At 71.5% G+C, this 25,116-nt stretch carries 21 protein-coding genes; 9 read left to right on the top strand and 12 right to left on the bottom strand.

What is annotated here, in order from left to right; translation table 11 throughout:
- Window positions 1-264: 264 nt before the first annotated feature.
- The 7 genes from ACH4ZX_RS04700 (at window position 265) to ACH4ZX_RS04730 (ending at window position 6,722) form a co-directional block, all read left to right on the top strand.
- The gene (locus ACH4ZX_RS04700) at window positions 265-810 is read left to right on the top strand and encodes a DUF6082 family protein (RefSeq protein ID WP_324785141.1); all 546 of its coding nucleotides are present in this window, start codon (window positions 265-267) and stop codon (window positions 808-810) included.
- Window positions 811-1,081: 271 nt separating this feature from the next.
- The gene (locus ACH4ZX_RS04705) at window positions 1,082-1,321 is read left to right on the top strand and encodes a hypothetical protein (RefSeq protein ID WP_398267447.1); all 240 of its coding nucleotides are present in this window, start codon (window positions 1,082-1,084) and stop codon (window positions 1,319-1,321) included.
- A gap of 81 nt (window positions 1,322-1,402) precedes the next feature.
- On the top strand, window positions 1,403-1,642 hold the full coding sequence (locus ACH4ZX_RS04710) for a hypothetical protein (RefSeq protein WP_398267450.1): 240 nt from the start codon (window positions 1,403-1,405) through the stop codon (window positions 1,640-1,642).
- 190 nt (window positions 1,643-1,832) lie between these two features.
- Window positions 1,833-3,170, top strand: coding sequence for a citrate/2-methylcitrate synthase (locus tag ACH4ZX_RS04715; protein ID WP_398267453.1), 1,338 nt, complete (start codon window positions 1,833-1,835; stop codon window positions 3,168-3,170).
- Between the two features lie 21 nt (window positions 3,171-3,191).
- Window positions 3,192-4,148, top strand: a complete 957-nt coding sequence (locus ACH4ZX_RS04720) for a sucrase ferredoxin (RefSeq protein WP_398267456.1) — start codon at window positions 3,192-3,194, stop codon at window positions 4,146-4,148.
- Between the two features lie 193 nt (window positions 4,149-4,341).
- The gene (locus ACH4ZX_RS04725) at window positions 4,342-6,045 is read left to right on the top strand and encodes an ATP-binding protein (protein ID WP_398267459.1); all 1,704 of its coding nucleotides are present in this window, start codon (window positions 4,342-4,344) and stop codon (window positions 6,043-6,045) included.
- Window positions 6,042-6,722, top strand: a complete 681-nt coding sequence (locus ACH4ZX_RS04730; protein WP_398267462.1) for a response regulator — start codon at window positions 6,042-6,044, stop codon at window positions 6,720-6,722. Before ACH4ZX_RS04725 ends, ACH4ZX_RS04730 begins: the two co-directional genes overlap by 4 nt.
- A 54-nt stretch (window positions 6,723-6,776) precedes the next feature.
- On the opposite strand, the gene ACH4ZX_RS04735 is transcribed toward ACH4ZX_RS04730, so the two are convergent.
- The 3 genes from ACH4ZX_RS04735 to ACH4ZX_RS04745 all read right to left on the bottom strand — a co-directional run bounded on the left by ACH4ZX_RS04735 (window position 6,777) and on the right by ACH4ZX_RS04745 (window position 9,590).
- On the bottom strand, window positions 6,777-7,838 hold the full coding sequence (locus ACH4ZX_RS04735) for an ABC transporter substrate-binding protein (RefSeq protein WP_398267465.1): 1,062 nt from the start codon (window positions 7,836-7,838) through the stop codon (window positions 6,777-6,779).
- Window positions 7,839-7,918: 80 nt separating this feature from the next.
- Window positions 7,919-8,785, bottom strand: coding sequence for an ABC transporter permease (locus tag ACH4ZX_RS04740; RefSeq protein ID WP_398267468.1), 867 nt, complete (start codon window positions 8,783-8,785; stop codon window positions 7,919-7,921).
- On the bottom strand, window positions 8,775-9,590 hold the full coding sequence (locus tag ACH4ZX_RS04745) for an ABC transporter ATP-binding protein (protein WP_398267471.1): 816 nt from the start codon (window positions 9,588-9,590) through the stop codon (window positions 8,775-8,777). Before ACH4ZX_RS04745 ends, ACH4ZX_RS04740 begins: the two co-directional genes overlap by 11 nt.
- A gap of 167 nt (window positions 9,591-9,757) precedes the next feature.
- On the opposite strand from ACH4ZX_RS04745, the gene ACH4ZX_RS04750 reads away from it, so the two are divergent.
- Complete coding sequence (locus tag ACH4ZX_RS04750; RefSeq protein ID WP_398267474.1) at window positions 9,758-10,453, top strand: response regulator; 696 nt, start codon at window positions 9,758-9,760, stop codon at window positions 10,451-10,453.
- Between the two features lie 96 nt (window positions 10,454-10,549).
- Here the strand turns inward: ACH4ZX_RS04750 and ACH4ZX_RS04755 are convergent, their stop codons facing one another.
- The 3 genes from ACH4ZX_RS04755 to ACH4ZX_RS04765 form a co-directional block, all read right to left on the bottom strand.
- On the bottom strand, window positions 10,550-12,142 hold the full coding sequence (locus ACH4ZX_RS04755) for a cation acetate symporter (RefSeq protein WP_398267477.1): 1,593 nt from the start codon (window positions 12,140-12,142) through the stop codon (window positions 10,550-10,552).
- Window positions 12,139-12,714 carry a DUF485 domain-containing protein gene (locus tag ACH4ZX_RS04760; RefSeq protein ID WP_398267480.1) on the bottom strand — a complete coding sequence of 192 codons (576 nt, stop codon included), beginning with the start codon at window positions 12,712-12,714 and terminating at the stop codon, window positions 12,139-12,141. The genes ACH4ZX_RS04755 and ACH4ZX_RS04760 overlap by 4 nt, the downstream gene beginning before the upstream one ends.
- A 224-nt stretch (window positions 12,715-12,938) precedes the next feature.
- Window positions 12,939-15,065, bottom strand: a complete 2,127-nt coding sequence (locus ACH4ZX_RS04765; RefSeq protein WP_398267482.1) for a type IIA DNA topoisomerase subunit B — start codon at window positions 15,063-15,065, stop codon at window positions 12,939-12,941.
- Window positions 15,066-15,527: 462 nt separating this feature from the next.
- On the opposite strand from ACH4ZX_RS04765, the gene ACH4ZX_RS04770 reads away from it, so the two are divergent.
- Window positions 15,528-15,758, top strand: a complete 231-nt coding sequence (locus ACH4ZX_RS04770) for a hypothetical protein (RefSeq protein ID WP_053848812.1) — start codon at window positions 15,528-15,530, stop codon at window positions 15,756-15,758.
- 138 nt (window positions 15,759-15,896) lie between these two features.
- Here the strand turns inward: ACH4ZX_RS04770 and ACH4ZX_RS04775 are convergent, their stop codons facing one another.
- The 6 genes from ACH4ZX_RS04775 to ACH4ZX_RS04800 all read right to left on the bottom strand — a co-directional run bounded on the left by ACH4ZX_RS04775 (window position 15,897) and on the right by ACH4ZX_RS04800 (window position 24,888).
- Window positions 15,897-16,772, bottom strand: a complete 876-nt coding sequence (locus tag ACH4ZX_RS04775) for a serine protease (RefSeq protein ID WP_398267486.1) — start codon at window positions 16,770-16,772, stop codon at window positions 15,897-15,899.
- Window positions 16,773-16,892: 120 nt separating this feature from the next.
- On the bottom strand, window positions 16,893-18,434 hold the full coding sequence (locus ACH4ZX_RS04780) for an RNA polymerase sigma factor (protein WP_398267489.1): 1,542 nt from the start codon (window positions 18,432-18,434) through the stop codon (window positions 16,893-16,895).
- Between the two features lie 439 nt (window positions 18,435-18,873).
- The gene (locus ACH4ZX_RS04785; RefSeq protein WP_398267492.1) at window positions 18,874-19,764 is read right to left on the bottom strand and encodes a FadR/GntR family transcriptional regulator; all 891 of its coding nucleotides are present in this window, start codon (window positions 19,762-19,764) and stop codon (window positions 18,874-18,876) included.
- A 163-nt stretch (window positions 19,765-19,927) separates the two neighbouring features.
- Complete coding sequence (locus tag ACH4ZX_RS04790; RefSeq protein WP_398267656.1) at window positions 19,928-22,084, bottom strand: ATP-binding cassette domain-containing protein; 2,157 nt, start codon at window positions 22,082-22,084, stop codon at window positions 19,928-19,930.
- Between the two features lie 152 nt (window positions 22,085-22,236).
- Window positions 22,237-22,995, bottom strand: coding sequence for an NUDIX domain-containing protein (locus ACH4ZX_RS04795; RefSeq protein WP_398267495.1), 759 nt, complete (start codon window positions 22,993-22,995; stop codon window positions 22,237-22,239).
- A gap of 291 nt (window positions 22,996-23,286) precedes the next feature.
- Window positions 23,287-24,888, bottom strand: coding sequence for a DUF4192 domain-containing protein (locus ACH4ZX_RS04800; RefSeq protein WP_398267498.1), 1,602 nt, complete (start codon window positions 24,886-24,888; stop codon window positions 23,287-23,289).
- Between the last annotated feature and the right edge of the window lie 228 nt (window positions 24,889-25,116).

The raw sequence follows: 25,116 nt of genomic DNA on the forward strand, positions 1-25,116 counted from the left end.
ACCAGGATACGAGCAGGCGGAATCTGCACTGAGTGAACGATTCCTAACGGCACTTGCGGGGCAGACGTTGGGCAAGGCGCCGGAGTGTGCGACCCTCGCTTCCCTCCGTGCGCCTCCTCTCCGCCTCCCCGCCGGTCAGAGCCGCTCGGCACTCTGGGAGACGGCAAGCGCCGCCCACCGCTCGCCGGTCCCCGTCAGCCCACCCGCATCCCGACGACCGGCGGACGGCCGCCTGAATCGGGGGTATACGTGGCCAGAGGAAGCGTGGGATCGCGGCTGTGGGCCGCCGCCGCGGCAGGGATCGGCCTGGTCGCGGGAACTGCCGTCACCATGGCCGTCCAGCGCCCCGCGGTGAACGCACTGCGCACCCGGGTGGAACTCCTGGAACAGGCCGCGCAGATCCAGCGCCAGGCCAACCTCGCCCTGCAACAGCGCCAGCACTGGGAGCTGCTGAGCAAGGCCATGGACGACCCGGAGCTGGCCGAGGTGCTGGACGCCTACGGCGGACACGTCCCGCCCGGGAAACAGCGCCAGTTCCTCTTCGCGAACGCGCTCTACACCAATGCGCTCTGCTACTACCGCATGGGCAACATCACCCGCGAGGAGTTCTTCGGCTTTGCCCGCGGAATGCTGCAACACCCCATATTCCGGGAGTACTGGTACGCGACCCGCCCCCACCGGGCCACTCTCATCGGCACTTCCGACGAAGCCGAAATCGGACGCATGGTCGACGACCTTCTCACCCAGCTGGAGGAGACGGACATTGACGAGTGGTGGGTGGTCGGCGAACCGCCCGTGGAACAGGAGTGAGCCCGGCCGGGGCGCCCTCGCCCGGCAATTGCGGGCGCCCTACCCCGCTTCCGGGCGGATCACACAGTTGGGCGGTAACGAAGCAATAAACCGCCGCGTTTCCTCAGATACCAACAAGGTTGACTACTACGCGACCACGAACGGGTCGATCCCCGCCAAGTGCCGCTCCGTGTCGCCCGGTTGTCGAGGCCATCGCCCCACAGGGCCGCATCGCACCGCGCAACGACGGTGCGAATCATCCAGCCTCGACCAAATTAAGGAAGTCCCACCAGTGAGCCAGATCATCCGTCGGCTTGGCACCCCTCCCACCGCGCGGGGAAGCGTCACCGGGGCCAACTGCCCCGACATTTTCGAACTGTCCGACGGAAGGTTCGCCGTCATCGGCACGGACGTGACAGAAGAACTCGAATCCGAACTTCCCGCCGACGCCTCCCGGGCCGAATACGAGCGGATCGTCGTCGTCAGCCGTGAGACCCTCATCCACGCGAAGGCGGACATCCCCCACAGGTAGCCGCAACCGGCTCATACGCTTGCAAGCGCGACACCGTCAGGTTGTGTGGTCCTCAACGGCACCGTATGAAAGGCCGAGACATTGGTCGCAATCGTACGCCGGATCGGCGCCCCTCCCAGCGCGCGAGGCAGTCTGTCGGGACAGTCCTGTCCCGACATCTTCGAACTCAGCGACGGCAACTACGCCGTGATCGGCCGGGAGGCCACCGCGGAACTCGAGGGCCAGCTGCCCGAGGACGCCACTCGCGCGGACGATGAACGCATCGTGGTCATCAGCCGCGAGACACTCGTCCGCGCCCGAGAGGACATCCCCCACGACTGACACCCACAGCCCAGCGCTGTGACCACGGCGAGGGTCCGGCACCGGCAGCGGAGCCGGACCCTTCCGTCCCTCGACGCTTCAATCGACACAGTTGCTCGATGCAGTCGCCCAACGTTCTGGATCAAGGTGCGGATCAAGGTGCGGATCAAGGTGAGGAATCCGCCGCCGCCCTGCGGATACCGTGACTCCCATGCGCGATCGAGAGCCCCCCGCCGGTCACCCCGAGCGGCGCCTGACCACCAAGGAAGCCGCCGAGCTGCTGGGGGTGAAACCCGAGACCGTGTACGCGTACGTCAGCCGCGGGCAGCTCAGCAGCCGGCGTGTGCCCGGCGGGCGGGGCAGCAGCTTCGACGCAGGCGAGGTGGAGGCCCTCGCGCGGCGCAACCGGCGGGAGAGCGCGGTGAGTCCGGGCTCCGGCGGCGAGCTGTCGGTGCGGACCCGGATCACGCTCATCGAGTCGGACCGGTACTACTTCCGGGGCGTCGACGCGACCCGGCTGGCCACCCGCCACACCTACGAAGAGGTCGCGGAGTGGCTGTGGACGGGCCGGCTGCGTCCCGGCGTCACCTTCCGCGCGCCCGGCGCCTCCGTCGCCGTCGCCCGCCGCGCCGTCGACGCGTTGCCGGACCACGCCGGCCCCACCGACCGGTTGCGGGTGGCCGCCATCGCCGCCGCGGTCGCCGACCCCCTGCGGTTCGACCTTTCCGAGGAGACCGTGCTCGGCACGGCGCGCACGCTCATCCCGACGCTCGTCGCCGCTCTGCCGCCGGTGCACGGCGGACACCGCGACGACGACCCGCTCGCCCACCGCCTGTGGACGCGGCTGAGCGGCCGGGACGCCGACGAGCCGTCGCTGCGCGCCCTGGACACCGCGCTCGCCCTCCTCGTCGACCACGACCTCGCCGCCTCGACCCTGGCGGTACGCGTCGCCGCGTCGGCCCGCGCCCACGCCTACGCCGCCGTCTCCGCCGGGCTCGGCGTGCTGGAAGGCCCGCTGCACGGCGCGGCCAGCGGAAACGCCCACCGGCTGCTGCTCGAGGTGCTGGACCAGGGCGACGCGGGCCCCGTGATCGCCGACGAACTGCGGGCCGGCCGGCGCATCCCGGGACTCGGCCACCGGCTGTACCCGGGCGAGGACCCACGCGCGCGTGTCCTGTTCGACCTCCTGGAGGACCTCCCGCACGCCGCGCCCGCGCTCGCCGCCGCCCGCGACGTCGTGGCCACCACCGCCCGCCACACCCCGCTGCACGCCAACGTCGACCTGGCCCTCGCCGTCCTCACCGCGTCCTGCGGCATGCCCGCCACAGCGGGCGAGACGATCTTCGCCGTGGCCCGTACCGCGGGCTGGATCGCGCACGCCCTGGAGGAGTACGGCGAACGCCCCCTGCGCATGCGCCCGAGCGGCCACTACGTCGGTCCACGGCCGCCCCAGCCACTGCCGGAGCAGGACACGGACAGGGACACGGGCAGGGACACAGGCAGGGACACGGACACGGGCAGGGACACGGCCGGAAGCCGCCGGGGATGAAGTCAGGTTAGGCTCACCTGTGTGAGTATCTGTTCCTCCGCCTCCCGCGAGCTCGACGAGCCCGTCGCGGGCACCGCGGCCACCGCGAGGACCTGGCTCCTGCTCGAACAGCCCGGCCCGTGGGGCGCCGAGGCGCTCACTTCCAGCCATCTCGATCCCGCGGTGGGCCACGCCCTGAAAGCGGCCGCGCGGGGCACGGGCGTACGGGTGGCGCTCATCCGCCGCCCCGGACGGCACGCCGACTGCGGCACCCGCGTCGCCCGCCGGGTGTACGCGGCCCACACCGTCCCCGGCAGGACATGGCTGCACTCCGCCACCACCAGCGACCCGCGGGACCTGCTCGGCCTCGACCTGGCCGCGCTCGGCAGGGGTGAGCACCGCACCTTCGACTCGGTGCTCGGCGCCCGGCCCCACACCGGCGCCCCGCTCGCGCTCGTCTGCACCAACGGCAGGCGCGACCGCTGCTGCGCGCTGCTCGGCCGCCCCCTCGCCGCCGAGCTGGCCGCGTCAGGGACGGAGGGCGTCTGGGAGGTCACTCATCTCGGTGGCCACCGCTTCTCGCCCACGCTGCTCGTGCTGCCGTACGGATACGCCTACGGCCGCGCTCGGGCCGACGCCGTCGAGGAGGTCCTGCGCGGCGTTGAGGAGGGGCGGATCGTCGTCGAGGGATGCCGCGGGAGCTCCGCGTGGGAGCGGCCCGGCCAGGCGGCCGAACTGGCCGTGCGGGCGGCCGCGCGCGAATACGCGGCCGGCGCCCTGACGGTCGTGGACACGGAGAGCGTCGTGGGCACGGACCGCTCCGCGCCGCGCTGGGAGGTGACCGTCGCCCACACGGACGGGCGGCACTGGCGCGTCGTGGTGGCCCAGGGCGCGGCCCTGCCGCCCCGCCCGGAGAGCTGCGGGGCATCGGTTCTGGGCTCGCCGGGGCGCATGGACGTGCTGGCGGTGCGCGAGCTGACACCGGCGCTCGCGGGCTGACCTCGCGGATCAACCCGTTGACTGTCACGGTCCACATTGATCGAGAAATTGATCGAGATTGATCGGGCGGCGGATCGCGGAACTGATCGGGAGACGGATCGCGGAACTGATCGGGAGAGCGATCGGGAGAGCGCTCGGGAAATCCCCCCGCACCCCTACGACGGCCGGCGCGGGCCCACGTACCGTCGTCGCCATGAGCCCCAGCCCCACTCCTTCCGCACGCCGGCGTCTCGGCCTTCCCAAGCGGATGTTCTCCCAGGTGCTGCTGATGCAGGTGGCAATCGCCGCGGGGGTGGCGGTGCTCGCGACCGGGCTGTTCCTGGCTCCGCTGAGCCGGCAGCTGGACGACCAGGCGATGCGCCGTGCGCTGTCGATCGCGGAGACCACCGCGCAGGAACCGCGGATCGTCAGGGACCTGCAGACCACGCCGCCGACGCCGGAAGGGCCGGTGCAGCGGGAGGCGGAACGGATCCGGAAGGCCACCAGGGCGCGGTACGTCGTGGTGATGGACTGGCGGGGCGTGCGCTGGTCCCACACCGACCCCGGGCAGATCGGCGGCATCGTCTCGACCGACCCCAGCGAGGCCCTGGCGGGCGAGGAGGTCATGGCGATCGACGTCGGCACCCTCGGCCGCACGGCCCGCGGCAAGGTGCCGCTGTACGACGACGCGGGCCACGTCGTCGGCGCCGTCTCGGTCGGCATCAGGTACGACAGCGTCCGCGCCCGGCTCCTCGGCGCGATACCCGAGCTGCTCGCCTACGCCGGAGCGGCGCTGGCCGTCGGCGCGCTGGCCGCCTGGCTGGTCTCCCGCCGGGTCCATCGGCAGACCCGTGACCTGGCCTTCTCCGACATCTCCGGGCTGCTCGCGGAACGCGAGGCGATGCTGCACGGCATCCGGGAGGGCGTTGTCGCGCTGGACCGCGCGGGCCGGGTGCGCCTCCTCAACGACGAGGCGCACCGCCTGCTGGGCATCGGCGACGAGGCCGTGGGCAGGTCTCCCGACGAGGTTCTCGGCGAGGGGCGGACGGCCGACATCCTGGCGGGCCGGGTGACGGGCACCGACCTGCTCACCGTGCGCGGCCGACGCGTCCTGGTCGCCAACCGCATGCCCACCGACGACGGCGGCGCCGTCGCCACCCTGCGCGACCGGACCGAACTGGAACGGCTCGGCCGGGAGCTCGACTCCACGCGCGGCCTGATCGACGCACTGCGCGCCCAGGACCACGAGCACGCCAACCGCATGCACACCCTCCTGGGGCTGCTCGAACTGGAGATGTACGACGACGCCGTCGAGTTCATCGGAGAGGTGGTCGGCGACCACCGTGCCACCTCCGAGCAGGTCGCCGAGAAGATCCGGGACCCCCTGCTCGCGGCGCTGCTGGTCGGCAAGGCGACCGTCGCCGCCGAGCGGGGCGTGGCCCTGTGGATCTCGGACCGGACGTGGCTGCCGGACCGGCTGATCGACCCCAGGGGACTCGTCACCGTCGTCGGCAACCTGGTCGACAACGCGCTCGACGCCGTCGCGGGCACGCCCCACGCGCGGGTGGAGGTCGAGCTGCGCTGCGAGGGCCGTACGGCCGTGCTCAGGGTGCGCGACACCGGGCCCGGGATCCCCGCGGAACAACGCGAGCTGATCTTCACCGAGGGCTGGTCCACCAAGGAGCCGCCCGCGCACCGGGAGCGCGGCATCGGGCTCTCCCTGGTGCGCAGGCTCGCCGAGCGCCAGGGCGGCAGCGCGACGGTGGCCGAGGCCGAGGGCGGCGGCGCGGAGTTCACCGTGGTGCTGCCCGAGGCGCTGGCCGAACCGGAGCCCGCGCCGACCGCGACCGGGGTCCGCCCCGTCGAGGAACGGTACCCCGTCAGGACGGACCACCCCGTCGAGGAGGAGTCGCGATGATCGAGGTCCTGGTCGTGGACGACGACATCAGGGTCGCGCGGGTCAACGCCGCCTACGTGGAGAAGGTCCCGGGCTTCCACGTGGCCGGTCAGGCGCACAGCGCGGGCGAGGCGCTGCGTCGGCTGGAGGCGCTGCCCGGCCTCGATCTGGTCCTGCTGGACCACTGCCTGCCCGACGAGACGGGTCTGGCGGTCGTGCAGGAGATGCGCCGCCGCGGCCACCGGGCGGACGTGATCATGGTGACGGCGGCCCGGGACGTGTCGACCGTGCAGGCGGCGATGCGGCAGGGCGCGCTGCACTACCTGGTCAAGCCGTTCACCTTCGCGGGCCTGCGCGCCAAGCTGGAGGCGTACGCGCGGCTGCGCCGCACGCTCGACGGCGGCGGCGAGGCGGAGCAGGCCGATGTCGACCGCATCTTCGGCGCGCTGTCGGCGCCCCCGGAGCCCGGGCTGCCCAAGGGGCACTCCCCCGCCACCGCCGACCTGGTGCGCCGCTGCCTGATGAACGCCGAAGTCCCGCTGTCGGCGCAGGAGATCGCCGAGCGGACCGGGGTGAGCCGGCAGACCGCCCAGCGGTACCTGAAGCTGCTGGAGCGCACCGGACGGGCCCGGCTCACCCTCAGGTACGGCGACGCGGGCCGCCCGGAACACCGTTACGTGTGGGCGGCCCGCGTCTGAGAGCACGGCCGGGTGGGGGGCGGGGAAGGGACCGTGCCCCCCGTGCGTACGGATTCAGTCCGCGGCCTTCTCCACGAACTCGGTGGTGTACGTCTTGTCGAGGTCCACCTTGGCGTTCTTGATGTTGGGGTTGAACGCCTTGAGCACCTTCTCGACCGTTGCGGGACCGTCGGCGGGCATCACGCCGTCCCTGGTGAACATCGGCAGCGTGCTCTCGATGGCGGCGGCGTACAGGACCTTGTTGCCCTGGGAGTAGTCGGCGGGCATCTTGTCCGCGATCTCGGACGAGCTGTGGGCGGACATCCACTTGAGCGTCTTGACGAACGCGTTGGCCAGCTTCTGGACCGTGTCCTTGTGGCTGTTCACCCAGTCCGTCTGCATGTACAGGCTCGACGACGGGTATGGGCCGCCGAGCGCCTCCTGGGACCCCTCCGGCGTCCGCATGTCGAGGAGCACCTTGCCCGCCTTCTTGTCCAGGATCGTGGCGACGGTCGGATCGGTCGTCATGCCGCCGTCGATGGCACCCTTCTGGAGGGCCGAGATGAAGGTCGGCCCCGCGCCGACGGCGACCGGCGTGAACTGGTCGACCCGCACGCCGTTCTTGACCGCGAGGTACTTGGTGAGGAAGTCGGTGGAGGAGCCGAGGCCGGTGACGCCGAGCTTCCTGCCCTTGAAGTCCTTGGGCGAGGTGATGTCGCCCGCCGCCTTCTGGGAGACGATCTCCACCTCGCCGGGCGCGTGCGAGAACTGCACGACTGACTCCACGGACTTGCCCTTGGTCTGCAGGTCGAGCGTGTGGTCGTAGAAGCCGACGGCACCCTGGACCTGGCCGGAGACGAGCGCGGTCTCGGCCTGGACGCCGGCCGGCTCGCTCAGCAGTTCCACGTCGAGTCCCTCGGCGTCGAAGTAGCCGAGCCGCTGGGTCAGCATCGCGGGCAGGTAGATGACCTTGTCCAGGCCGCCGACCATGATCTTGACCTTGGTGCCCTTGCCGTCGCCCTTGCCGCCGGAGCCGGCGGAGGCGCTGCTCGCCGCGTCATTGGCGCAGGCGGTGAGGGAGGACAGGGCGAGCAGGCCGGCCGCGGCCAGGGAGGCGTATCTGGCGCTTCTGCGCATGGTGGTTCACGTCCTTGTGACTTGTGAGAGGGCGGTGCGGGGAGAAAGGGGGGTGGTTCGAGGGGCGCGTCCGAGGGCGTTCAGCTGTCGGAGCCCGACGGCTTCCAGCGGAAGATGCGGCGCTCGGCGAAGGTGAGCAGCCCTTCGGCGAGGAGCGCGACGACGGCGAGGATGACCATCGCGGCGTACACCCCGGCCGCGTTGAAGGTGCCCTGGGACTGCGCGACGAGCAGGCCGATGCCCTTGGTGGCGCCGATGTACTCGCCGACGATGGCGCCGATGAGGGCGAAGCCGAAGCTGACGTGCAGGCTGGTGAAGATCCAGGAGGTGGCGGACGGGATGACGACCTGAAGCGTCACCCTGCGGTCGCTCGCGCCGAGGATACGGGCGTTGGCGACCAGGTTGCGGTCGACCTCCCGGGCGCCCTGGAAGGCGTTGAAGAAGACCGGGAAGAACACCAGCACGACGGCGGAGGCGACCTTGGAGGCCGGTCCGAGCCCGAACCAGATCACGAAGATCGGCGCGAGGACGATCCTGGGGATCGAGTTGAGCACCTTGATGTAGGGACCGAGGATGTCGGCGAGGAAGGCGATCCGCCCCAGCGCGATGCCGAACACCACGCCGGCGACGACACCGATGACCCACCCCAGCAGCGCTTCGTGCAGGGTGAACCAGATCTGCTCGCCCAGGGAGCCGAGCGCCGTCCCGTGGGTGAGCCAGGTGTGGATCTGGTCCCAGATCTTCGAGGGCATCGAGAAGTTGAACGGATCGATGACCTTGGCGCGGGAGAGCGCCTCCCACACGCCGAGGAAGGCGATCAGGAGCAGCACGCGGGACGCCGTGACGACGATCTTGCGTTTGCGGGCGGCACGCGCGCGTGAGTGTGCGCGGCCCGGGGCGGCCTTGACCGTGTCGACGACCGGTGTGGCGAGGACCTCAGGCGACATTCGCGGCACCCCTCTCGCGGGTGATGCGGACCTCTTCGCCCAGCGACTCCCAGATCTCGCGGTAGATCTCGATGAACCGCGGCTCCAGGCGCACCGACTCGACCTTGCGGGGCCGCGGCAGGTCGATGTCGAAGACGTGCTTGACGGTCGCGGGCCCGGCCGTCATCACGACGACCTTGTCGGCCAGGGCGATCGACTCCTCCAGGTCGTGGGTGACGAAGACGACGGAGGCGCCGGTGCCCTCCCACAGCTCCAGCAACTCGTCCGACATCAGCGCCCTGGTCTGCACGTCGAGCGCCGAGAACGGCTCGTCCATCAGCAGGATCTCGGGGTCGTTGACGAAGGTCGCGGCGAGCGCGACACGCTTGCGCTGGCCGCCGGAGAGCTGGTGCGGATAACGGTCCTCGAAGGCCGCGAGACCGACCCGGGCCAGCCACTCGCGCGCCTTCCGCTTCGCCTCGGCCTTGGGCACGCCACGGAAACGCGGCCCCGCCATGACGTTGGACAGGACGGTGCGCCAGGGGAAGGTGGCGTCCTGCTGGAAGACGAAACCGACCTTGCCGCCGACGCCCTGGACCGGCTCCCCGGCGACCAGGACCTCGCCCTCGGTGGGCTCTTCCAGCCCGCTGACGAGGGTGAGCGTGGTCGACTTGCCGCAGCCGGTGGGTCCGACGACCGCCACGAACTCCCCCCGCCCGACGGTGAGGTCGAGGTCTCGGACAGCCGTGTGCAGACCCCCCGACGGGGTCTTGAAGATCTTGCTGGCGCCCCGCAGCTGAATGGCGGGGCTGTTGTCTGGGCTCATGGCCGGGGACGGTAGAGGCGGCCCGGGCCGCAGCAGGAGCCTTCTGTGCGCATGCCGTTCTTTTGCCTGCAACAGCCTGTTGTGCTCTTTTTGCTCGCGTTACAACAGCGGAGCCGAAACACGGGCTTGACACGATGCCCGCCAGGCCTTGAACGGAGAGAGGCCCGATGATTGACGTCCTGGTCGTGGACGACGACTTCCGCGTCGCCGAGATCAACGCGAGGTACGTGGGAAAGGTTCCCGGCTTCCGGGTGGCCGCCCGCGCGCACAGCGCCGCCCAGGCCCTGGCGACCGTGCAGCGAGGGGCCATCGACCTGGTCCTGCTCGACCACTACCTGCCCGACCAGACCGGCCTCGAACTCGCCCACCGCATGCGGGAGCAGGGCCACGGCACCGACGTCATCATGATCACCGCGGCCGGCGACGTGGCGACCGTGCAGGCCGCCATGCGCCTGGGCGCCCTGCACTATCTGGTCAAGCCGTTCACCTTCGCCGCCCTGCGCACCCGCCTCGACTCGTACGCCGCCCTGCGCCGGACGGTCGACCGGGTCGGCGGCCGCGGGATCGCCGGACAGGAACAGGTCGACCGGATCTTCGGCGCGCTGCGCACCGCGTCGGTGCCGTCGTCGTCGCCGGGGCTGCCCAGCGGCCACTCGGAGCCGACGGCCGACCTGATCTGCCGCGTCCTGCACGACGCCGGCCATCCGCTCTCGGCCCACGAGGTGGCCGCCGAGACGGGCCTGAGCCGCTCCACGGCCCAGCGCTACCTCCGCCACCTCGAACAGGCCGGCCGCCTCCGGCTGTCCCTCAGGTACGGCGACACGGGCCGCCCGGAGCACCTCTACGCCTGGGTGGCTCCGTAGCCGGTCACGCGCTGCCCCGCGCCGGCCGCGGGCACCACCGCCGGCCGACGGTGGCGAGGAACCGGCGCCCGCCGTGCGACGGACCGAGGCCCCGCGTCAGACGGCTCCCGCCCCGGTGAGCGACCGCACCTCGGTCTCCGCGTGCCTGGCCTCGTCCGGTGCCTCCGCGGAGGTGACCGTGCCCAGCCAGCCCGCGAGGAAGCCCAGCGGGATCGAGATCAGACCGGGGTTCTGCAGCGGGAAGTACTGGAAGTCGACGCCCGGGAAGAGCGACTCGGGGCTGCCCGACACCACCGGCGAGAGGGTGACGAAGACCAGCGCGGGCACCAGCCCGCCGTAGACGGACCACACGGCGCCCCGTGTGGTGAATCCGGCCCAGAACAGCGAGTAGAGCAGCACCGGGAGGTTGGCCGACGCGGCGACGGCGAAGGCGACGCCCACCAGGTAGGCGACGTTCAGATCGCGGGCGAGCAGTCCGAGGGCGATCGCGAGGACGCCGATGCCGACCGCGGCGAGCCGTGCCACGGCGACCTCGCTGCGCGGCTTGCCGCCGCGGCGGCGCAGGGACGCGTACAGGTCGTGGGCCACGGACGCCGAGGAGGCGAGGGTGATCCCGGCGACCACCGCCAGGATCGTGGCGAAGGCGACGGCGGCGACCACGGCGAACAGCACCGTTCCGCCCGTGGAGTCGGCGCCGCCTCCGAGGTCGAGGGCGAGCAGCGGCACCGCGGTGTTGCCCGCCGCGTTCGAGCCGCGTACCGCGTCCGGTCCCACGATCGCCGCCGCGCCGAAGCCGAGGACGATCGTCATCAGGTAGAAGCCGCCGATGAGCCCGATCGCCCAGAGCACGGAACGGCGGGCCGCGCGGGCGGTCGGCACGGTGCAGAAGCGGGAGAGGATGTGCGGCAGCCCGGCGGTGCCCAGGACCAGGGCGAGTCCCAGGCTGATGAAGTCGAGGCGGGCGGTCCAGTCCCCGCCGTACTTCAGCCCCGGCGCGAGGAACGCCTCGCCGTGTCCGCTGCGCGCGGCCGCCGTCAGCAGGAGCCGGTCGAAGTCGCCGTGGAAGCGCGCCAGGACGAGCACGGTCAGCACGAGCGTCCCGCCGAGCAGCAGTACCGCCTTGACGATCTGGATCCAGGTGGTGGCCCGCATCCCTCCCAGCGACACGTAGACGATCATGAGCGTGCCGACACCGATCACGGTCCAGGACCGCGCGGCCCCGCTCGTGCCGCCGAGCAGCAGCGCGACCAGGCTGCCGGCGCCCACCATCTGCGCCACCAGGTACAGGACGGACACGGTGACCGAGGAGGCGCCCGCCGCGATCCGCACCGGCCGCTCGCTCATCCGTGCCGCCACCACGTCGGCGAGCGTGAACCGCCCGCAGTTGCGCACCAGTTCGGCGACGAGGAACAGCACCACCAGCCAGGCCACCAGGAAGCCGACCGCGTACAGCAGCCCGTCGTAGCCGAACAGCGCGATGAGCCCGGAGATGCCCAGGAAGGACGCGGCGGACATGTAGTCGCCCGCGATGGCAAAACCATTCTCCATCGGCGAGAAGAGGCGCCCGCCCGCGTAGAACTCCTCCGCCGAGCCGTGGCGGTGGCGGCTCACCCATGTGGTGATGCCCAGCGTGACCGCGACGAACGCGCTGAACAGCGACAGCGCGAGTGTCTGGTGATGGCCCGTCACCACGCACCCCCTCGGGCGCCGCGCGTCAACTCCTGCGTTTCCCAGCGCAGTTCGAGTGCCGCCCGGTCCCTGCGCAGCCGGGCGTGCCGGGCGTAGGCCCAGGCGAGCAGGAAGGTGCTGAGGAACTGCCCGAGTCCCGCGGCCATCCCCACGTTCACGGATCCCACCACCGGCCTCGCCATCAGCGCCGGAGCGGTCGTCGCGGTCACGACGTAGCCCACGTACCAGGTGAGGAAGACGACGACCCTCGGCACCACGAACCTGCGGTACCGGCGGCGCACTTCCTGGAAGGCCGCGCTGTGCTGGACCTGGAGGTAGACGTCGGCCGGAGCGGCCGCCTCCGCCGCTCCCGTCACGCCCGTGCGGCCCGGCGTCCCGGCAGCCTGCGCGGGAAGGGATACGCCGCCTCCGGCCGACTCGCCCCAGCCGGAGGCGAGTGCGTCGTGCCACGGGTCGTCGTACCGCACCCCTGCGGGCGCCCCTGCCGCGGGCGGGGCGTGGTCGTCGTCATGTGCGGCCGGACTTCCGGCGATGTCCCCGCCTGCGCGGGTGGGACCGTTGCTTGACTGCATGCCCCAGCATGGACAGACCGGGAACCTCCCCGAACCTGCTTTACCAGGCCCTTCACCCCATCAGGTGACCAACCCGACGGCGGCCGGACAATTGCCTCGGCGCGGGCACGACGCACCGCTCCGGCGGCAGGTGACACGGCGCACCGCACCGCTTGCCGTCCCGGTGACGGCGTGCGCTGCCCGGCACCGGGTTCCGTGCGAGAGTCCGGCGCCCGGCTCGGCGGTCAGGCGTCGATGCGCGACCGGTCCAGTGTCGCCGCCGAGCTGGAGATGAACTCCTTGCGCGGGGCGACGTCGTTGCCCATCAGCAGATCGAAGACCTGCTCGGCCGCGTCCAGGTCCGAGAGGTTGATCCGGCGCAGGGTGCGGTGGCGCGGGTCCATGGTCGTCTCGGCCAGCTGGTCGGCGTCCATCTCGCCGAGCCCCTTGTAGCGCTGGATGGAGTCCTTGTACCGGACGCCCTTGCTCTGCAGTTCGAGGAGCTTGTCGCGCAGCTCGCGGTCCGAGTACGTGTACACGTACTTGTCCTGGCCCCTCTTGGGCTGGACGATCTCGATCCGGTGCAGCGGCGGCACCGCGGCGAACACGCGGCCTGCCTCCACCATGGGCCGCATGTAGCGGTGGAACAGCGTCAGCAGCAGGGTGCGGATGTGGGAGCCGTCGACGTCGGCGTCGGTCATCATGATGATCTTGCCGTAGCGGGCGGCGTCGATGTCGAAGGTACGGCCGGAGCCGGCCCCTATGACCTGGATGATCGCGCCGCACTCGGCGTTCTTGAGCATGTCCGTGACGGACGACTTCTGCACGTTGAGGATCTTGCCGCGGATCGGCAGCAGCGCCTGGAACTCGGAGTTCCGGGCGAGCTTGGCGGTGCCGAGCGCGGAGTCTCCCTCGACGATGAACAACTCGCTGCGGTCCACGTCATCGCTGCGGCAGTCGGCGAGCTTGGCGGGGAGCGACGAGGACTCCAGGGCCGTCTTGCGGCGCTGCGCGTCCTTGTGCTGGCGGGCCGCGATGCGCGTGCGGGCGGCGGCGACGACCTTCTCCATGACCACCCGGGCCTGCGCGGCGGCGTCGCGCTTGGCGGAGGTCAGAAAGGCCTTGAGCTCCTTGGTGATCACGGTGTTCACGATCCGGCGGGCCGCCGAGGTGCCGAGGACCTCCTTGGTCTGGCCCTCGAACTGGGGCTCGGCCAGACGGACCGTGACGACCGCGGTGAGCCCTTCCAGGGCGTCGTCCTTGACGATGTCGTCCTCGGCGACGCGCAGCAGCTTCTTGGCGCGCAGCACCTCGTTCATCGTCTTGGCGACGGCCTGCTCGAAGCCGGCGACGTGGGTGCCGCCCTTGGGGGTGGCGATGATGTTGACGAACGACCTGACGGTCGTGTCGTAGCCCGTCCCCCAGCGCAGGGCGACGTCGACGCCGAGCTCACGGGTGACCTCGGTGGGCGTCATCTGGCCGTGGTCGTCCAGAACCGGGACGGTCTCCTTGAAGGTGCCCTGGCCGGAGAAGCGGAGGACGTCGCAGATCGGCCTGTCGCTCGCCAGGTACTCGCAGAACTCGCTGATGCCGCCGTCGAAGCGGAAGGACTCCTCGCCCTTGCTGCCGCCCTCGCCGAGGCCGAACTCGTCACGGACGACGATGGTCAGGCCGGGCACCAGGAACGCGGTCTGCCGGGCCCGCTGGTGCAGGTTCTCCAGGGAGAGCTTGGCGTCCTTGAGGAAGATCTGGCGGTCGGCCCAGTAGCGCACGCGCGTGCCGCTGCGGGTCTTGGGGATCCGCTTGGCCTTGCGCAGGCCGCTCTCGGCCGTGAACTTGGCGTCCGCGCCGTTCGCCGCGAAGGCGCCGGGCACGCCGCGCCGGAAGCTGATGGCGTGGGTGTGGCCGCCGCGGTCCACCTCGACGTCGAGGCGGGCGGACAGGGCGTTCACGACGGAGGCGCCGACGCCGTGCAGGCCGCCGGAGGCGGCGTACGAGCCGCCGCCGAACTTTCCGCCCGCGTGCAGCTTGGTCATCACGACCTCGACGCCGGACAGGCCGGTCTTCGGCTCCACGTCGACCGGGATGCCGCGGCCGTTGTCGCGGACCTCCACCGAACCGTCGTCGTGGAGGATCACCTCGATGTGGTCGCAATAGCCCCCGAGGGCCTCGTCGACGGAGTTGTCGATGATCTCCCACAGGCAGTGCATGAGCCCGCGGCTGTCGGTGGATCCGATGTACATACCCGGGCGCTTGCGTACGGCCTCGAGCCCCTCGAGGACGAGCAGGTGCCGCGCAGTGTAATTGGAACCGTCCCGGTCAGCTCCTGCCAGCAGCGCTGTGGACGACGGCACGGACGTCTCGGCGGTCACGCGGTTCGCTCCTCGCTGAATTTCAGATGGGGCCCCAGTGGGTAAGGGCGCGGCTCGGTCTGCCGCCATGAGGGTACCGAGGCCTGGTAGAGCCGTTGTCACGCCACCCTCACCCGGAAGACAGACTAGTCCAGGGTCGCATGGGTGTTCGATCCCTCGATCGGGTGAAGTACACATCACGTTCCCTTCGAGGCATGAACCATTTAGGCTCCGGGCACGTCCTCATGAACAACCGGCAAGCCGGCCGGGAGGGCGAGAACGACGAGAACGACGAGAACACCGACCCGCAGCGCCAAACCGCAAACCCTACAGACACGCAAAACGGCACATTCGCCGCCAACCGGCAGCAGACAGCCGGACTCGGAAGAGATTTTTCGAGGGCAAGCCCCGAGCGGGAACATTTTCGGGCTGGTTGGATGTTGACCCTGGTACGACAGCTCGTCGAGCTAGAGAAGAGGCGACGTGACTACTGTTCTGACCCCCGCGAGCCCGCTGACGGCCGCTGACCGCTGCGACCGTTGCGGCGCCCAGGCGTACGTGCGCGTCGTCCTGCTCAGCGGCGGAGAACTGCTCTTCTGCGCCCACCACGGCCGCAAGTTCGAGCCGGAACTCAAGAAGATCGCCGCTGAGATACAGGACGAGACGGAGCGGCTCACGGCCGTTCCCGCATCCGCCTCCGAAGAAGAGCGCTGACGCCTCGCACCCACGACGAGCCAGCTCCGGCGCAGGCCGGCAGACGGGCGGCGCCGCCCCTGTCCTCAGGGACGGCGCCGCCCGTCGTCGTGGTGCGAAGGCCCCCAGCCTCTGCGGGCCCAGTCTCCCGTGCCCACCTCAGCGGGCCCCAGTGCCCCTGTGCGCCGTCCGTGGTGCCTGCGGCGCCCCCGACGACCCCAGCGCCCTCAGGACGTAGGAAACGCGCGTGTAGACCCCCGGGCTGCCCGCACGGCCGCAGCCGCTTCCCCAGGACACCAGCCCGATCAGCCTGCCCTGGGACACCAGCGGGCCCCCGCTGTCCCCCTGGCAGGCGTCCCGGCCGCCCCGCGTCTCACCGGCGCACAGCATGCTGTCGGCCCGGTAGGCGCCGTCACCGCTTCCAGGATACGCCTCCTGGCACTGGGCGTCCGGCAGCACGTGCACGTGCGCCGCACGCAGCCTGTGTGTGTAGTCTCCGGCGCCGGTGACATCGCCCCACCCGTAGACGACGGCGTCCGTTCCCGGGGCGTACGCGGGATCACCGGCGGCCGCCGGTCCGATGACGGATCCCTCGGGCAGCGGGTGCGCGAGCGTGAGCACGGCGAAGTCGCCGGCGTTGGTCGCGCCGTCGTACCCCGGATTGACCCAGACGCCGCGCACCGCGATCTCCTGGCCGGTGCCGGCCGTCAGGTCGGTGCGGCCGGTGATGACCTTCAGGTCGCGTACCCGCTCGGGAGACGCTCCCAGAGCCTCCTTCCCCAGACAGTGGGCCGCGGTGAGCACGGTGGTCCGGCCGATCGCCGCGCCACCGCAGAACTGCCCCGCGCGCGTACCCCCGAACCGGTCACGGCTGGAGAGCGCCACCGTCCACGGACTCTCGGACACGTCGACGGGAAACCCTCCGACGACGACGCTGTCGGCGGCGGCGGGAGCGGTGGACACCAGCGGTATCGCGGCCGCCGCGGCCGCCAGGACCAGCGGCCGGGACAGGGCTCGGACAATGCGAGATCGCATGGACACTCCTGACTCAAGGTGATGAACGGACACCCAGAGTCACGCAGGGCGCTGCCGCCCGCAGCACGAAGACCCGGTCCCCAAGGGGAACCGGGCCTTCGGCGTCGTGGTGCGGGTGACCTAGTCGAGGTAGTCGCGCAGCACCTGCGAACGCGACGGGTGGCGCAGCTTCGACATGGTCTTGGACTCGATCTGGCGGATGCGCTCGCGCGTGACGCCGTACACCTTGCCGATCTCGTCCAGGGTCTTCGGCTGACCGTCGGTGAGACCGAAGCGCATGGAGACGACGCCCGCCTCACGCTCGGACAGGGTGTCGAGGACGGAGTGCAGCTGCTCCTGCAGGAGCGTGAAGCTGACCGCGTCCGCGGGGACGACCGCCTCGGAGTCCTCGATGAGGTCACCGAACTCGCTGTCGCCGTCCTCGCCCAGCGGGGTGTGCAGCGAGATGGGCTCGCGGCCGTACTTCTGGACCTCGATGACCTTCTCCGGGGTCATGTCGAGTTCCTTGGCCAGCTCCTCCGGGGTGGGCTCGCGGCCCAGGTCCTGGAGCATCTGGCGCTGCACGCGCGCGAGCTTGTTGATGACCTCGACCATGTGCACCGGGATGCGGATGGTGCGGGCCTGGTCGGCCATCGCGCGGGTGATCGCCTGACGGATCCACCAGGTGGCGTACGTGGAGAACTTGTAGCCCTTGGTGTAGTCGAACTTCTCGACCGCGCGGATCAGACCGAGGTTGCCCTCCTGGATGAGGTCCAGGAAGAGCATGCCGCGGCCGGTGTAGCGCTTGGCCAGCGAGACCACCAGGCGGAGGTTGGCCTCCAGGAGGTGGTTCTTGGCGCGGCGGCCGTCCTCGGCGATGATCTCCAGCTCGCGCTTGAGTTTCGGCGCCAGCTTGTCGGCGTTGGCCAGCTTGTCCTCGGCGAACAGACCGGCCTCGATGCGCTTGGCGAGCTCGACCTCCTGCTCGGCGTTGAGCAGGGGGACCTTGCCGATCTGCTTGAGGTAGTCCTTGACCGGGTCGGCGGTGGCGCCGGCGGCGGCCACCTGCTGGGCGGGCGCGTCGTCCTCGTCCTCGTCGGAGAGCACGAAGCCCGCGCTCTCGGCACCCTCGGGCTCGTCACCGGCCTTGGGCGCGTCCTCGAGCACCTCCTCCTCGAGGATCTCGACGTCGTCCTTCTTGGCGCTGGTCTTCTTCGCGGGCGTCGCCTTCTTGGCGGCCGCCTTCTTCGTGGTCGTCGCCTTCTTCGCGGGCGCCGCCTTCTTCGCGGTGGCCCTCCTGGCGGCTGCGTCGTCCTCGACGGGCGCGTCGGCCGTGGGCGACGCCGGGGCTGCGGGCGCGGTGGCCTTCTTGGTGGTCACCGTCTTGGCCGCGACCGCCTTGGTGGCGGTGCGCTTGGCCGGACTCTTCGCTGCGACGCTCTTTCGGGTGCGCTTGGGCTCTGCGGCACTGACCATCAGCGTCACACCCTCTTCCTCGAGGATCTGGTTGAGGCTGCGCAGTACGTTCTTCCACTGAGTGGCCGGAATCTGGTCAGCTTCGAAGGCCCGACGCACATCGTCGCCGGCGATCTGCCCCTCAGCCTTTCCCCGCTCGATGAGAGCCATGACAGAGACGGACTCGGCGATCTCCGGCGGGAGCGTACGGGATGTGCTGGCCGACACGAACAACCTCTCGGAACGTTGGAAAACGGCTTCCGGCCCCGTCCATGGCGGACAGGAGCCGACCGACGGCTTGGGGAACCGGACCGACGGCACGGGCTGGGGCCGGGAAGAGGCACAGCGCCGTTAACGGCGTCCGTATTCCTTCCTCGGCTGTCACCTCTTAGGTCATCGCGACTGTTTCCACGAGCGTTACGCCCAATCTGCGTGGCCCGAGTCACACCTCGTAAGCGCGCAAAAATTGTCAAACAAGGACAAACAAGGTCGCCCGCGATGCGGACCGGGGTCGCTGCGCCGGTCGCGCGGCCCCTCGCGCCGTCGGACCCCACAGGATCCCGGGAATCCTGGGAATCCTGCGGGGTCCGACGGCGGACGGCTCGTCGGCCGGGTGACGCCACAGGAGGGGGAGGCATCCACCGGCCGCGCCGTCCGCGGTGGGCGGTCAGTGCTCGCGTGGCGCGGGTACCACACGCTCGACCTCGGGGTGCACGGTGAGCAATTGGCGCATGGCCACCTCGGCTCCGGCACCGTCGCCCGCCGCGAGCGCGTCGACGATCCTGCCGTGGTGTCCCAGCGACGTCTCGTTCGGCCGGTCACAGCCCGTGACCGGGCCGCCGGAGACCTGGAGGGCCGCCGACACGATCCCGGAGAGGTGCTCGAGCATCCGGTTGCCGGAGACCTGGATGAGCAGGGAGTGGAACTCGGCGTCGGCGCGGGAGAAGGTGAGCGCGTCGCCCTGCCCCATGGCCTGCCCCATGATCTCGACCATGTCGGCGAGCCGCTGCTGGACGTCCTCGCGGCCGTGCCCGGCGGCGAGCCGCGCGGCGAGCGGTTCGATGGTCCAGCGCAGCTCGCTCAGCTCCCGGCGCTGGTCGTCGCGCTGCGGGCCGAAGGCCCGCCACTCGATGATGTCCGGGTCGAGGAGGTTCCAGTCGCTGACGGGACGCACGCGCGTGCCGACGTTAGGGCGGGCACTGACCAGGCCCTTGGCCTCCAGGACGCGCAGCGACTCGCGGACGACGGTGCGCGAGACCTCGAAACGCTGGCCGATCTCCTCGGGCACCAGCGGGCGGTCGGCTCCCAGATCTCCGGAGACGATCATCTGGCCGAGCTGCTGGACGAGTTGGCCGTGCAACCCGCGCCCGCGGCTGCCCGCGGTGCGCCGGCTCACGCGGCCCAGCTCCGGATCCGCGCTCTCCCAGGCGGGGGCTCCGACGCGGTCGACGACGGCTGGTGCCTCGGCGTACGGGTAGCGGTCGAGTTCGCCCGGACCTGCGAGACCGGAGTCTGTGGCGCGGGCGGCGGTCATCATGGTGTGCGCAAGGGTACTCACGCATCCTTTGTCGGCGTTGTCCTCAACTCCCTTGAGGGCTTTGGTGAAAAGCACACGAAAGGGTGATCGCTCACCCCGTCGCAATTGACGCCTTATCAGAAAGAAGTGAGCGATCCCCCGGGGAGTTGCGCGCAGCGCGGAACCAGGAGGGTCCGCACGGTGATCACCGGGCCCTTCCGCGCAGGGTCGTGAGCAGATACGCGCAGAGCAGAGCGGTCAGCGACAAGGTCAGCGCGCCGCCCACGGGTTGGGCGATCACGCGGGCCGCCGCCCCCAGATAGCGCTCTCCCCCGAAGGGCCACTGCGACAGGAACACCTCACGCACGCGTGCCGGAAAGCCCGCGGCCGTTCGCACTGCCGGTCCCTGGAAGGCCCTTTGTACGAGTGGTACGACGACGACGGGTACGGCGACCACCGCCGCGAGCCCGGCCGCGGTGGACCGGAAGACACCGGCGCCCAGCACCCCGGCCCAGGCACACCCGACGACGAGCCCGGCCCAACTCGCGACCGGCGAGAGCCAGTCGGCGGGGACCTGCGCGACTTCCCGCCCGTAGAGCAGATACAGCGCCGCGGTGTCACAGCCCGCGGTGAGGAGGGCGAGCGTCAGCGCGCTGGCGGCTGCCACCAGGAGCTTCGCGGTGAGCAGCCCCAGCCGACGGGGCACCGTGCCGCGGTCCGCCGCGAGGGCGGGGTGGCGGAACTCGTCGCCGAAGGAGAGCGCACCGAGCAGCCCCGCACCGAGCGCGGCGGGCGGCAGCGGCAACTCCTGCGGCCAGGCGGCCAGCAGGCGCGGCTGCGAGGTGTGACCGGCCCGGGCGAGGAGTACGGCGACGAGGACGGACCCGAGGAGCACGGCGGCCCCGGTGAGGAGACCCGTGCCGATGCCGGTGGCGCGGCGGATCTCGTAGCGCAGGGGACGCAGCGGGCTCCTGGCGGAACGGACCGAAATGGGAGGCGGGAGAGGGGGCAGCGCACCGGAACCGGGCCCCTCGGGAGCGCGCGGACCCGACGCCGGCGCCAGGGTGGCGGCGAGGTCCGGCCACGGGGCGGAGGGAGCGGGGCACAGCGGCCGCATCGCCTCGGACTCTCCGGGCTCTTCGGGCACTTCCCGTTCCCTGGACTCTTCCACCTCTTGCGGTTCTCGCGGCTCTCGCGGTTCTTGCGGCGCTTCCGCCTTTCGTGGATCTTCCGGCTCTCCCGGCTCTCCCGGCTCTCCCGGCTCTCCCGGCCCTTGCGGCCCTTGCGGCTCTTGCGGGTCCTCGGGCGTGCGGGTGGGAGCCGGGGGTCCGGCAGCGGCGTCCGGCAGCGGTACCGCACCGGTCGTGTGCGGGTTGCCGGGTGTCTGCGACTCGCCGGTGCCGGACGGTTGGCCGGAGGCACCATGTTCATCGGCACTGGATTCCTTGCCCGGTGCAGGCACCTTGAGCGGGGTCGGGTCCGCCCCGGGCCCCATGTCGCCCACTTCGTCGGCGAGTCGGTGGACGAGGATGCCGTGCCGGAAGGCGGTCTCGCCGATGTCGGCACAGCTACTGCCGTAGACGGCAAGGCGGTTGCCGCCCTCGCGGACGATCTCGACGGAGCGCTGTGCGGCGCGGGACTCCCTGGCGAGCACGGCGGCGAGGCGGGCGGCGTGCGGACTCCGGACGGCGACGCGGGGGCGCAGCCTGGTGCGGGCGAAGTCATCGGCCTCCTGATCGGCGACGAGCCGGCCCTTCTCCAACGTCACGACGCGATCGGCGTTGCGCGCCGCCTCCTTGGTGTCGGCCGTGGTGAACAGGACCGTGCCACCCTGGGCCGCGTGGGCTCGCAGTACGCCGTGCAGCCAGCGGGCTTCACGGGCGGAGAGCCCGTCGGCGGGATCGTCCAGCACGAGTGTGTGCGGGTCCGCCAGCAGGGCGCAGGCGAGGCCGAGGCGGCGGTCCATGCCCCGGGACAGGGCGCCCAGGTGCTCGTGGCGCAGGCTGACGAGGTCGACCGCTTCGAGGACTTCGTCGGCCCGCCGGGCCGGGACGCCCGCGGCGGCGCACAGCATGCGCAGGTGACCGCGGACCGTGCGGGCCGGATGCCCGGGTACGTCGCCCAGCAGGACGCCGACTTCACGCGACGGGTGAGCGATACGGTGCAGGGGGCGGCCCCTGAAGTGGGTGACGCCGCGGCCAGGTTGGAGTTCGAGCATGAGTCTGAGCGCCGTCGTCTTGCCCGCGCCCGGTGTCCCGAGCAGTGCGGTGACGCGGCCCGCGTCCGCCTCGAACGAGACGTCGTCCACAGCGGGCGGAAGCTCCTTGCGTGGGTTGCTGGTCAGTCCGAAGGCCTGGATCACCGGAGCAACATAGCGCGCCATATCCGGTTTTTCGGACATCACGGAGCCAACTGTGCAGGCTGCGACCGGGCCGGTCGGATCCCTGTTCGCCGTTCACTGCCGAGCCCGGCCGGGCGGCGGGTCTTCCCGGCCCCGGGTCGGGGCCGTACTCGTCAGACCTCGGGACGCAGCATCGGCGGGTTGAGCAGCGTGGCCCCGCCGGCCCGGAACAACTGGGCCGGCCGGCCGCCCTGACGCGTCGTGGTCCCGCCGGTGGGGACGAGGAAGCCCGGTGTCCCCGTGACCTTGCGGTGGAAGTTGCGCGGATCGAGCGCGACGCCCCACACCGCCTCGTAGACCCGGCGCAGCTCGCCGACGGTGAACTCGGCCGGGCAGAACGCCGTGGCGAGCGACGAGTATTCGATCTTGGAGCGGGCGCGTTCGACGCCGTCGGCCAGGATCTGCGCGTGGTCGAAGGCGAGCGGCGCGACCGGCTCGCCGTCACGGCCGTACCCGCCCTGCTGCAGCAGCTCGTCCACGGGCGCCCAGCGTGCGTTGCTGGCGTCGCCGCCGGCCCGGGGCGGGGGCAGGTCGGGGGCGAGCGCGAGGTGGGCGACGCTGACCACCCGCATCCGGGGGTCCCGCTTGGGGTCGCCGTAGGTGGCGAGCTGCTCGAGGTGAGCGCCGTTGCCCTGGACGGGGACGGTCGGGTCGTGGGCGCGCAGCCCCGTCTCCTCCGCCAGCTCACGCGCTGCCGCCTGCGCCAGATCCTCGTCGGCCCGGACGAAACCGCCCGGAAGCGCCCAGCGCCCCTGGAACGGCGGCTCGCCCCTGCGTACCGCCAACGCGCACAGGGCATGGCGGCGCACGGTCAGCACGACCAGATCCACGGTGACGGCGAAGGGCGGAAAGGCTGACGGGTCGTAGGGCATGCGGCGATCATAGTCGTCTGCCTGACGATAAACACTCCTTTCATCAGCCGCTTCGGTGGCTGATCCACTTCGGTCCGGGTGTGAACTTCACCGTGCGTACCGGACCGCCGTGCGGCACCACGCGGGCCCGTGGCGAGGTCGGGGAGGCACGCGGCATGCCCCGAACTGCTCTGCCGAGTGCGGTCGTCGGGACCCGGAGCGCCGGCGCTTCGTGCCCGGCCGCGGACACGCGCATCGGGCGCTGTGGGCGGCGTCGACGGGCGTCGGCGGGCGTCGACGGGTGTCGACGGCTCAGGCATCGTCGCTCCGGGCCTTGTCGGCTCCGGCTCCGGGGCAGGCGCCGCGGTGTCGTGTCGCGTCCCTCCTCGTGACACGCGGGCGCATGCCATCGGTCCGGGTGACGTCGGAGCGCCTGGTGTCCGAGGCAGGCGTGCGGGGACGCGGAACCCCCGGCCTCCGGCTGTCCCTCTTCGTCGGCCCGGCGGTGCCGCCGGCCGAGCGCATACGGCGTCGCAGGCGGGAAGGCGCACGCGGCAGGGCCACCGCCGCGGTGATGTCACCGTCCTCCGGACTCTCGGCTCCCTGCTCGGCGCGGGCCTGCCGCGCCCGCGCCGCACCACCCCGGCGCTCCGCCCGCAGGCAGCGGCGGATCGACTCGGGGTCCAGTCCCTCGTTGCAGGCCTGGTGCAGCAGGCGGGCGAAGAGGTAATCGGGGTCCGCTCCGAGTGCCATGGCCAGGGCCTCGCGGGCCTCCAGGTCGTCGCCGCCGGACCAGGCGACCCAGCCCGCGAGGGTGAGCGGCGCCGCCGCGTGTTCGCGGTACGGACCGACGCACCGGCGGGCCAGGGCCCGCCACAGGCGGAGCGCCGGGCCGGCCTCGTCGCCCTCCATCCAGGCGGCCGCACGATCGCGTGTCGTCCGGTCCTGCAGGCCGAGAATCAGCGCCGCGGCCTGCTCGTGCCCCAGCAGTTCGTCGTCCCGGAGGTCGGCTTCCAGCGTGCCGGACACCTGCGGCGCCTCGGCCAGCCTGCGCATCATCCGGTCGGCGAGCTCCAGCGTCTCCTGGGCGACCGCGGCGCGTCCCTTGTCGTCGAGGATCCTCGGGACGAGCGCCATATTGGCGTTGTCGAGGGCGGTCTCCTGTTCGAGGGCCGCGGCCGTCTCCCAGGGGAGCAGCCTGGCCCGCAACTCGCTCAGGCTGCCCCGCACCCGCAGGCCGGCGTACGCGGCCGCGGCGGCCAGCACGGAGGTGCCGGGCAGTCCCATCGGCAGGCCTTCGGGCGGGCAGCACCGCTCGTTGTCGCAGCAGTACGACCAGAAGCGGCCGTCCGAGGTGCACAGCGCCTCGACCACCGGCACGTCGAGACGACCGCACTCGGTGCGCAGCCTCTGGGCCAGCGGGCGCAGTCGCCGCATGACCTCGCGTCCCGATTCGCCCTTACCGGGCTCCTGGCACAGGTAGGCGACCATCTGCTCGGGGCGCGCTCCCCTGCGTTCGCTGCCCGTGACCAGCCCGTGGGTCAGCTGTCGGGCGGCGGAGTCCCAGTCTTCCGCGTTCGGGGGGATGCCGAGCCGGGCCCGGCCGCCGAACCTGCCCCGGCCGTCCCTGTCGTGCAGCGCGACCAGGACGATGCTGTCCTCGGGACGGTAGCCGAGCAGGTACGGCAGGGCGTCCGCCAGTTCGGCGGGGGTGCGCAGCGTGACCTGCTGCTCGGCGCCATGGCTCTCGTAGGGGGTGCAGTCGAGGCGGTTCCGGCCGGCGTGGGGTGCGTCGTACACATCGTGCGCGGCGCGCTCGTCGAATACGGCGCGCTCGGCGGGTACGGCATCCTCGGCGGGTACGGCGATGTCGCCGTTCTCGGATGAGCCCGTGGTTTCGTCGCGGTTCGTCATGGGCCGACGATCTCGCGGATCGCGCATCTCGGTCCGGCCCTGTGGACAAGTCCGATCAGGAACACGACAGCGCACGGCTGCGCAGGGTCATCACCTCGACAAAAGTCCAGTTCAGAGCGGTTTTCCCGCAGGCCGGGGATTCGTACGACCATCACATACCCCGCCGCGCCACGCACCGATCGGCGCCCCCTCGCCCCACCCGCATCGCACCTCCACCACTCCCCTCCC

It is taken from the genome of Streptomyces sp. NPDC020490, assembly GCF_044335305.1.
In the GTDB taxonomy this organism is placed as follows: domain Bacteria; phylum Actinomycetota; class Actinomycetes; order Streptomycetales; family Streptomycetaceae; genus Streptomyces.

Coding starts and splice junctions, on each gene's coding strand:
- ACH4ZX_RS04715 (WP_398267453.1), top strand. CDS start 1,833: ATGCGCGATCGAGAGCCCCCCGCCGGTCACCCCGAGCGGCGCCTGACC.
- ACH4ZX_RS04725 (WP_398267459.1), top strand. CDS start 4,342: ATGAGCCCCAGCCCCACTCCTTCCGCACGCCGGCGTCTCGGCCTTCCC.
- ACH4ZX_RS04730 (WP_398267462.1), top strand. CDS start 6,042: ATGATCGAGGTCCTGGTCGTGGACGACGACATCAGGGTCGCGCGGGTC.
- ACH4ZX_RS04735 (WP_398267465.1), bottom strand. CDS start 7,838: ATGCGCAGAAGCGCCAGATACGCCTCCCTGGCCGCGGCCGGCCTGCTC.
- ACH4ZX_RS04740 (WP_398267468.1), bottom strand. CDS start 8,785: ATGTCGCCTGAGGTCCTCGCCACACCGGTCGTCGACACGGTCAAGGCC.
- ACH4ZX_RS04745 (WP_398267471.1), bottom strand. CDS start 9,590: ATGAGCCCAGACAACAGCCCCGCCATTCAGCTGCGGGGCGCCAGCAAG.
- ACH4ZX_RS04750 (WP_398267474.1), top strand. CDS start 9,758: ATGATTGACGTCCTGGTCGTGGACGACGACTTCCGCGTCGCCGAGATC.
- ACH4ZX_RS04760 (WP_398267480.1), bottom strand. CDS start 12,714: ATGCAGTCAAGCAACGGTCCCACCCGCGCAGGCGGGGACATCGCCGGA.
- ACH4ZX_RS04775 (WP_398267486.1), bottom strand. CDS start 16,772: ATGCGATCTCGCATTGTCCGAGCCCTGTCCCGGCCGCTGGTCCTGGCG.
- ACH4ZX_RS04795 (WP_398267495.1), bottom strand. CDS start 22,995: ATGCCCTACGACCCGTCAGCCTTTCCGCCCTTCGCCGTCACCGTGGAT.
- ACH4ZX_RS04800 (WP_398267498.1), bottom strand. CDS start 24,888: ATGACGAACCGCGACGAAACCACGGGCTCATCCGAGAACGGCGACATC.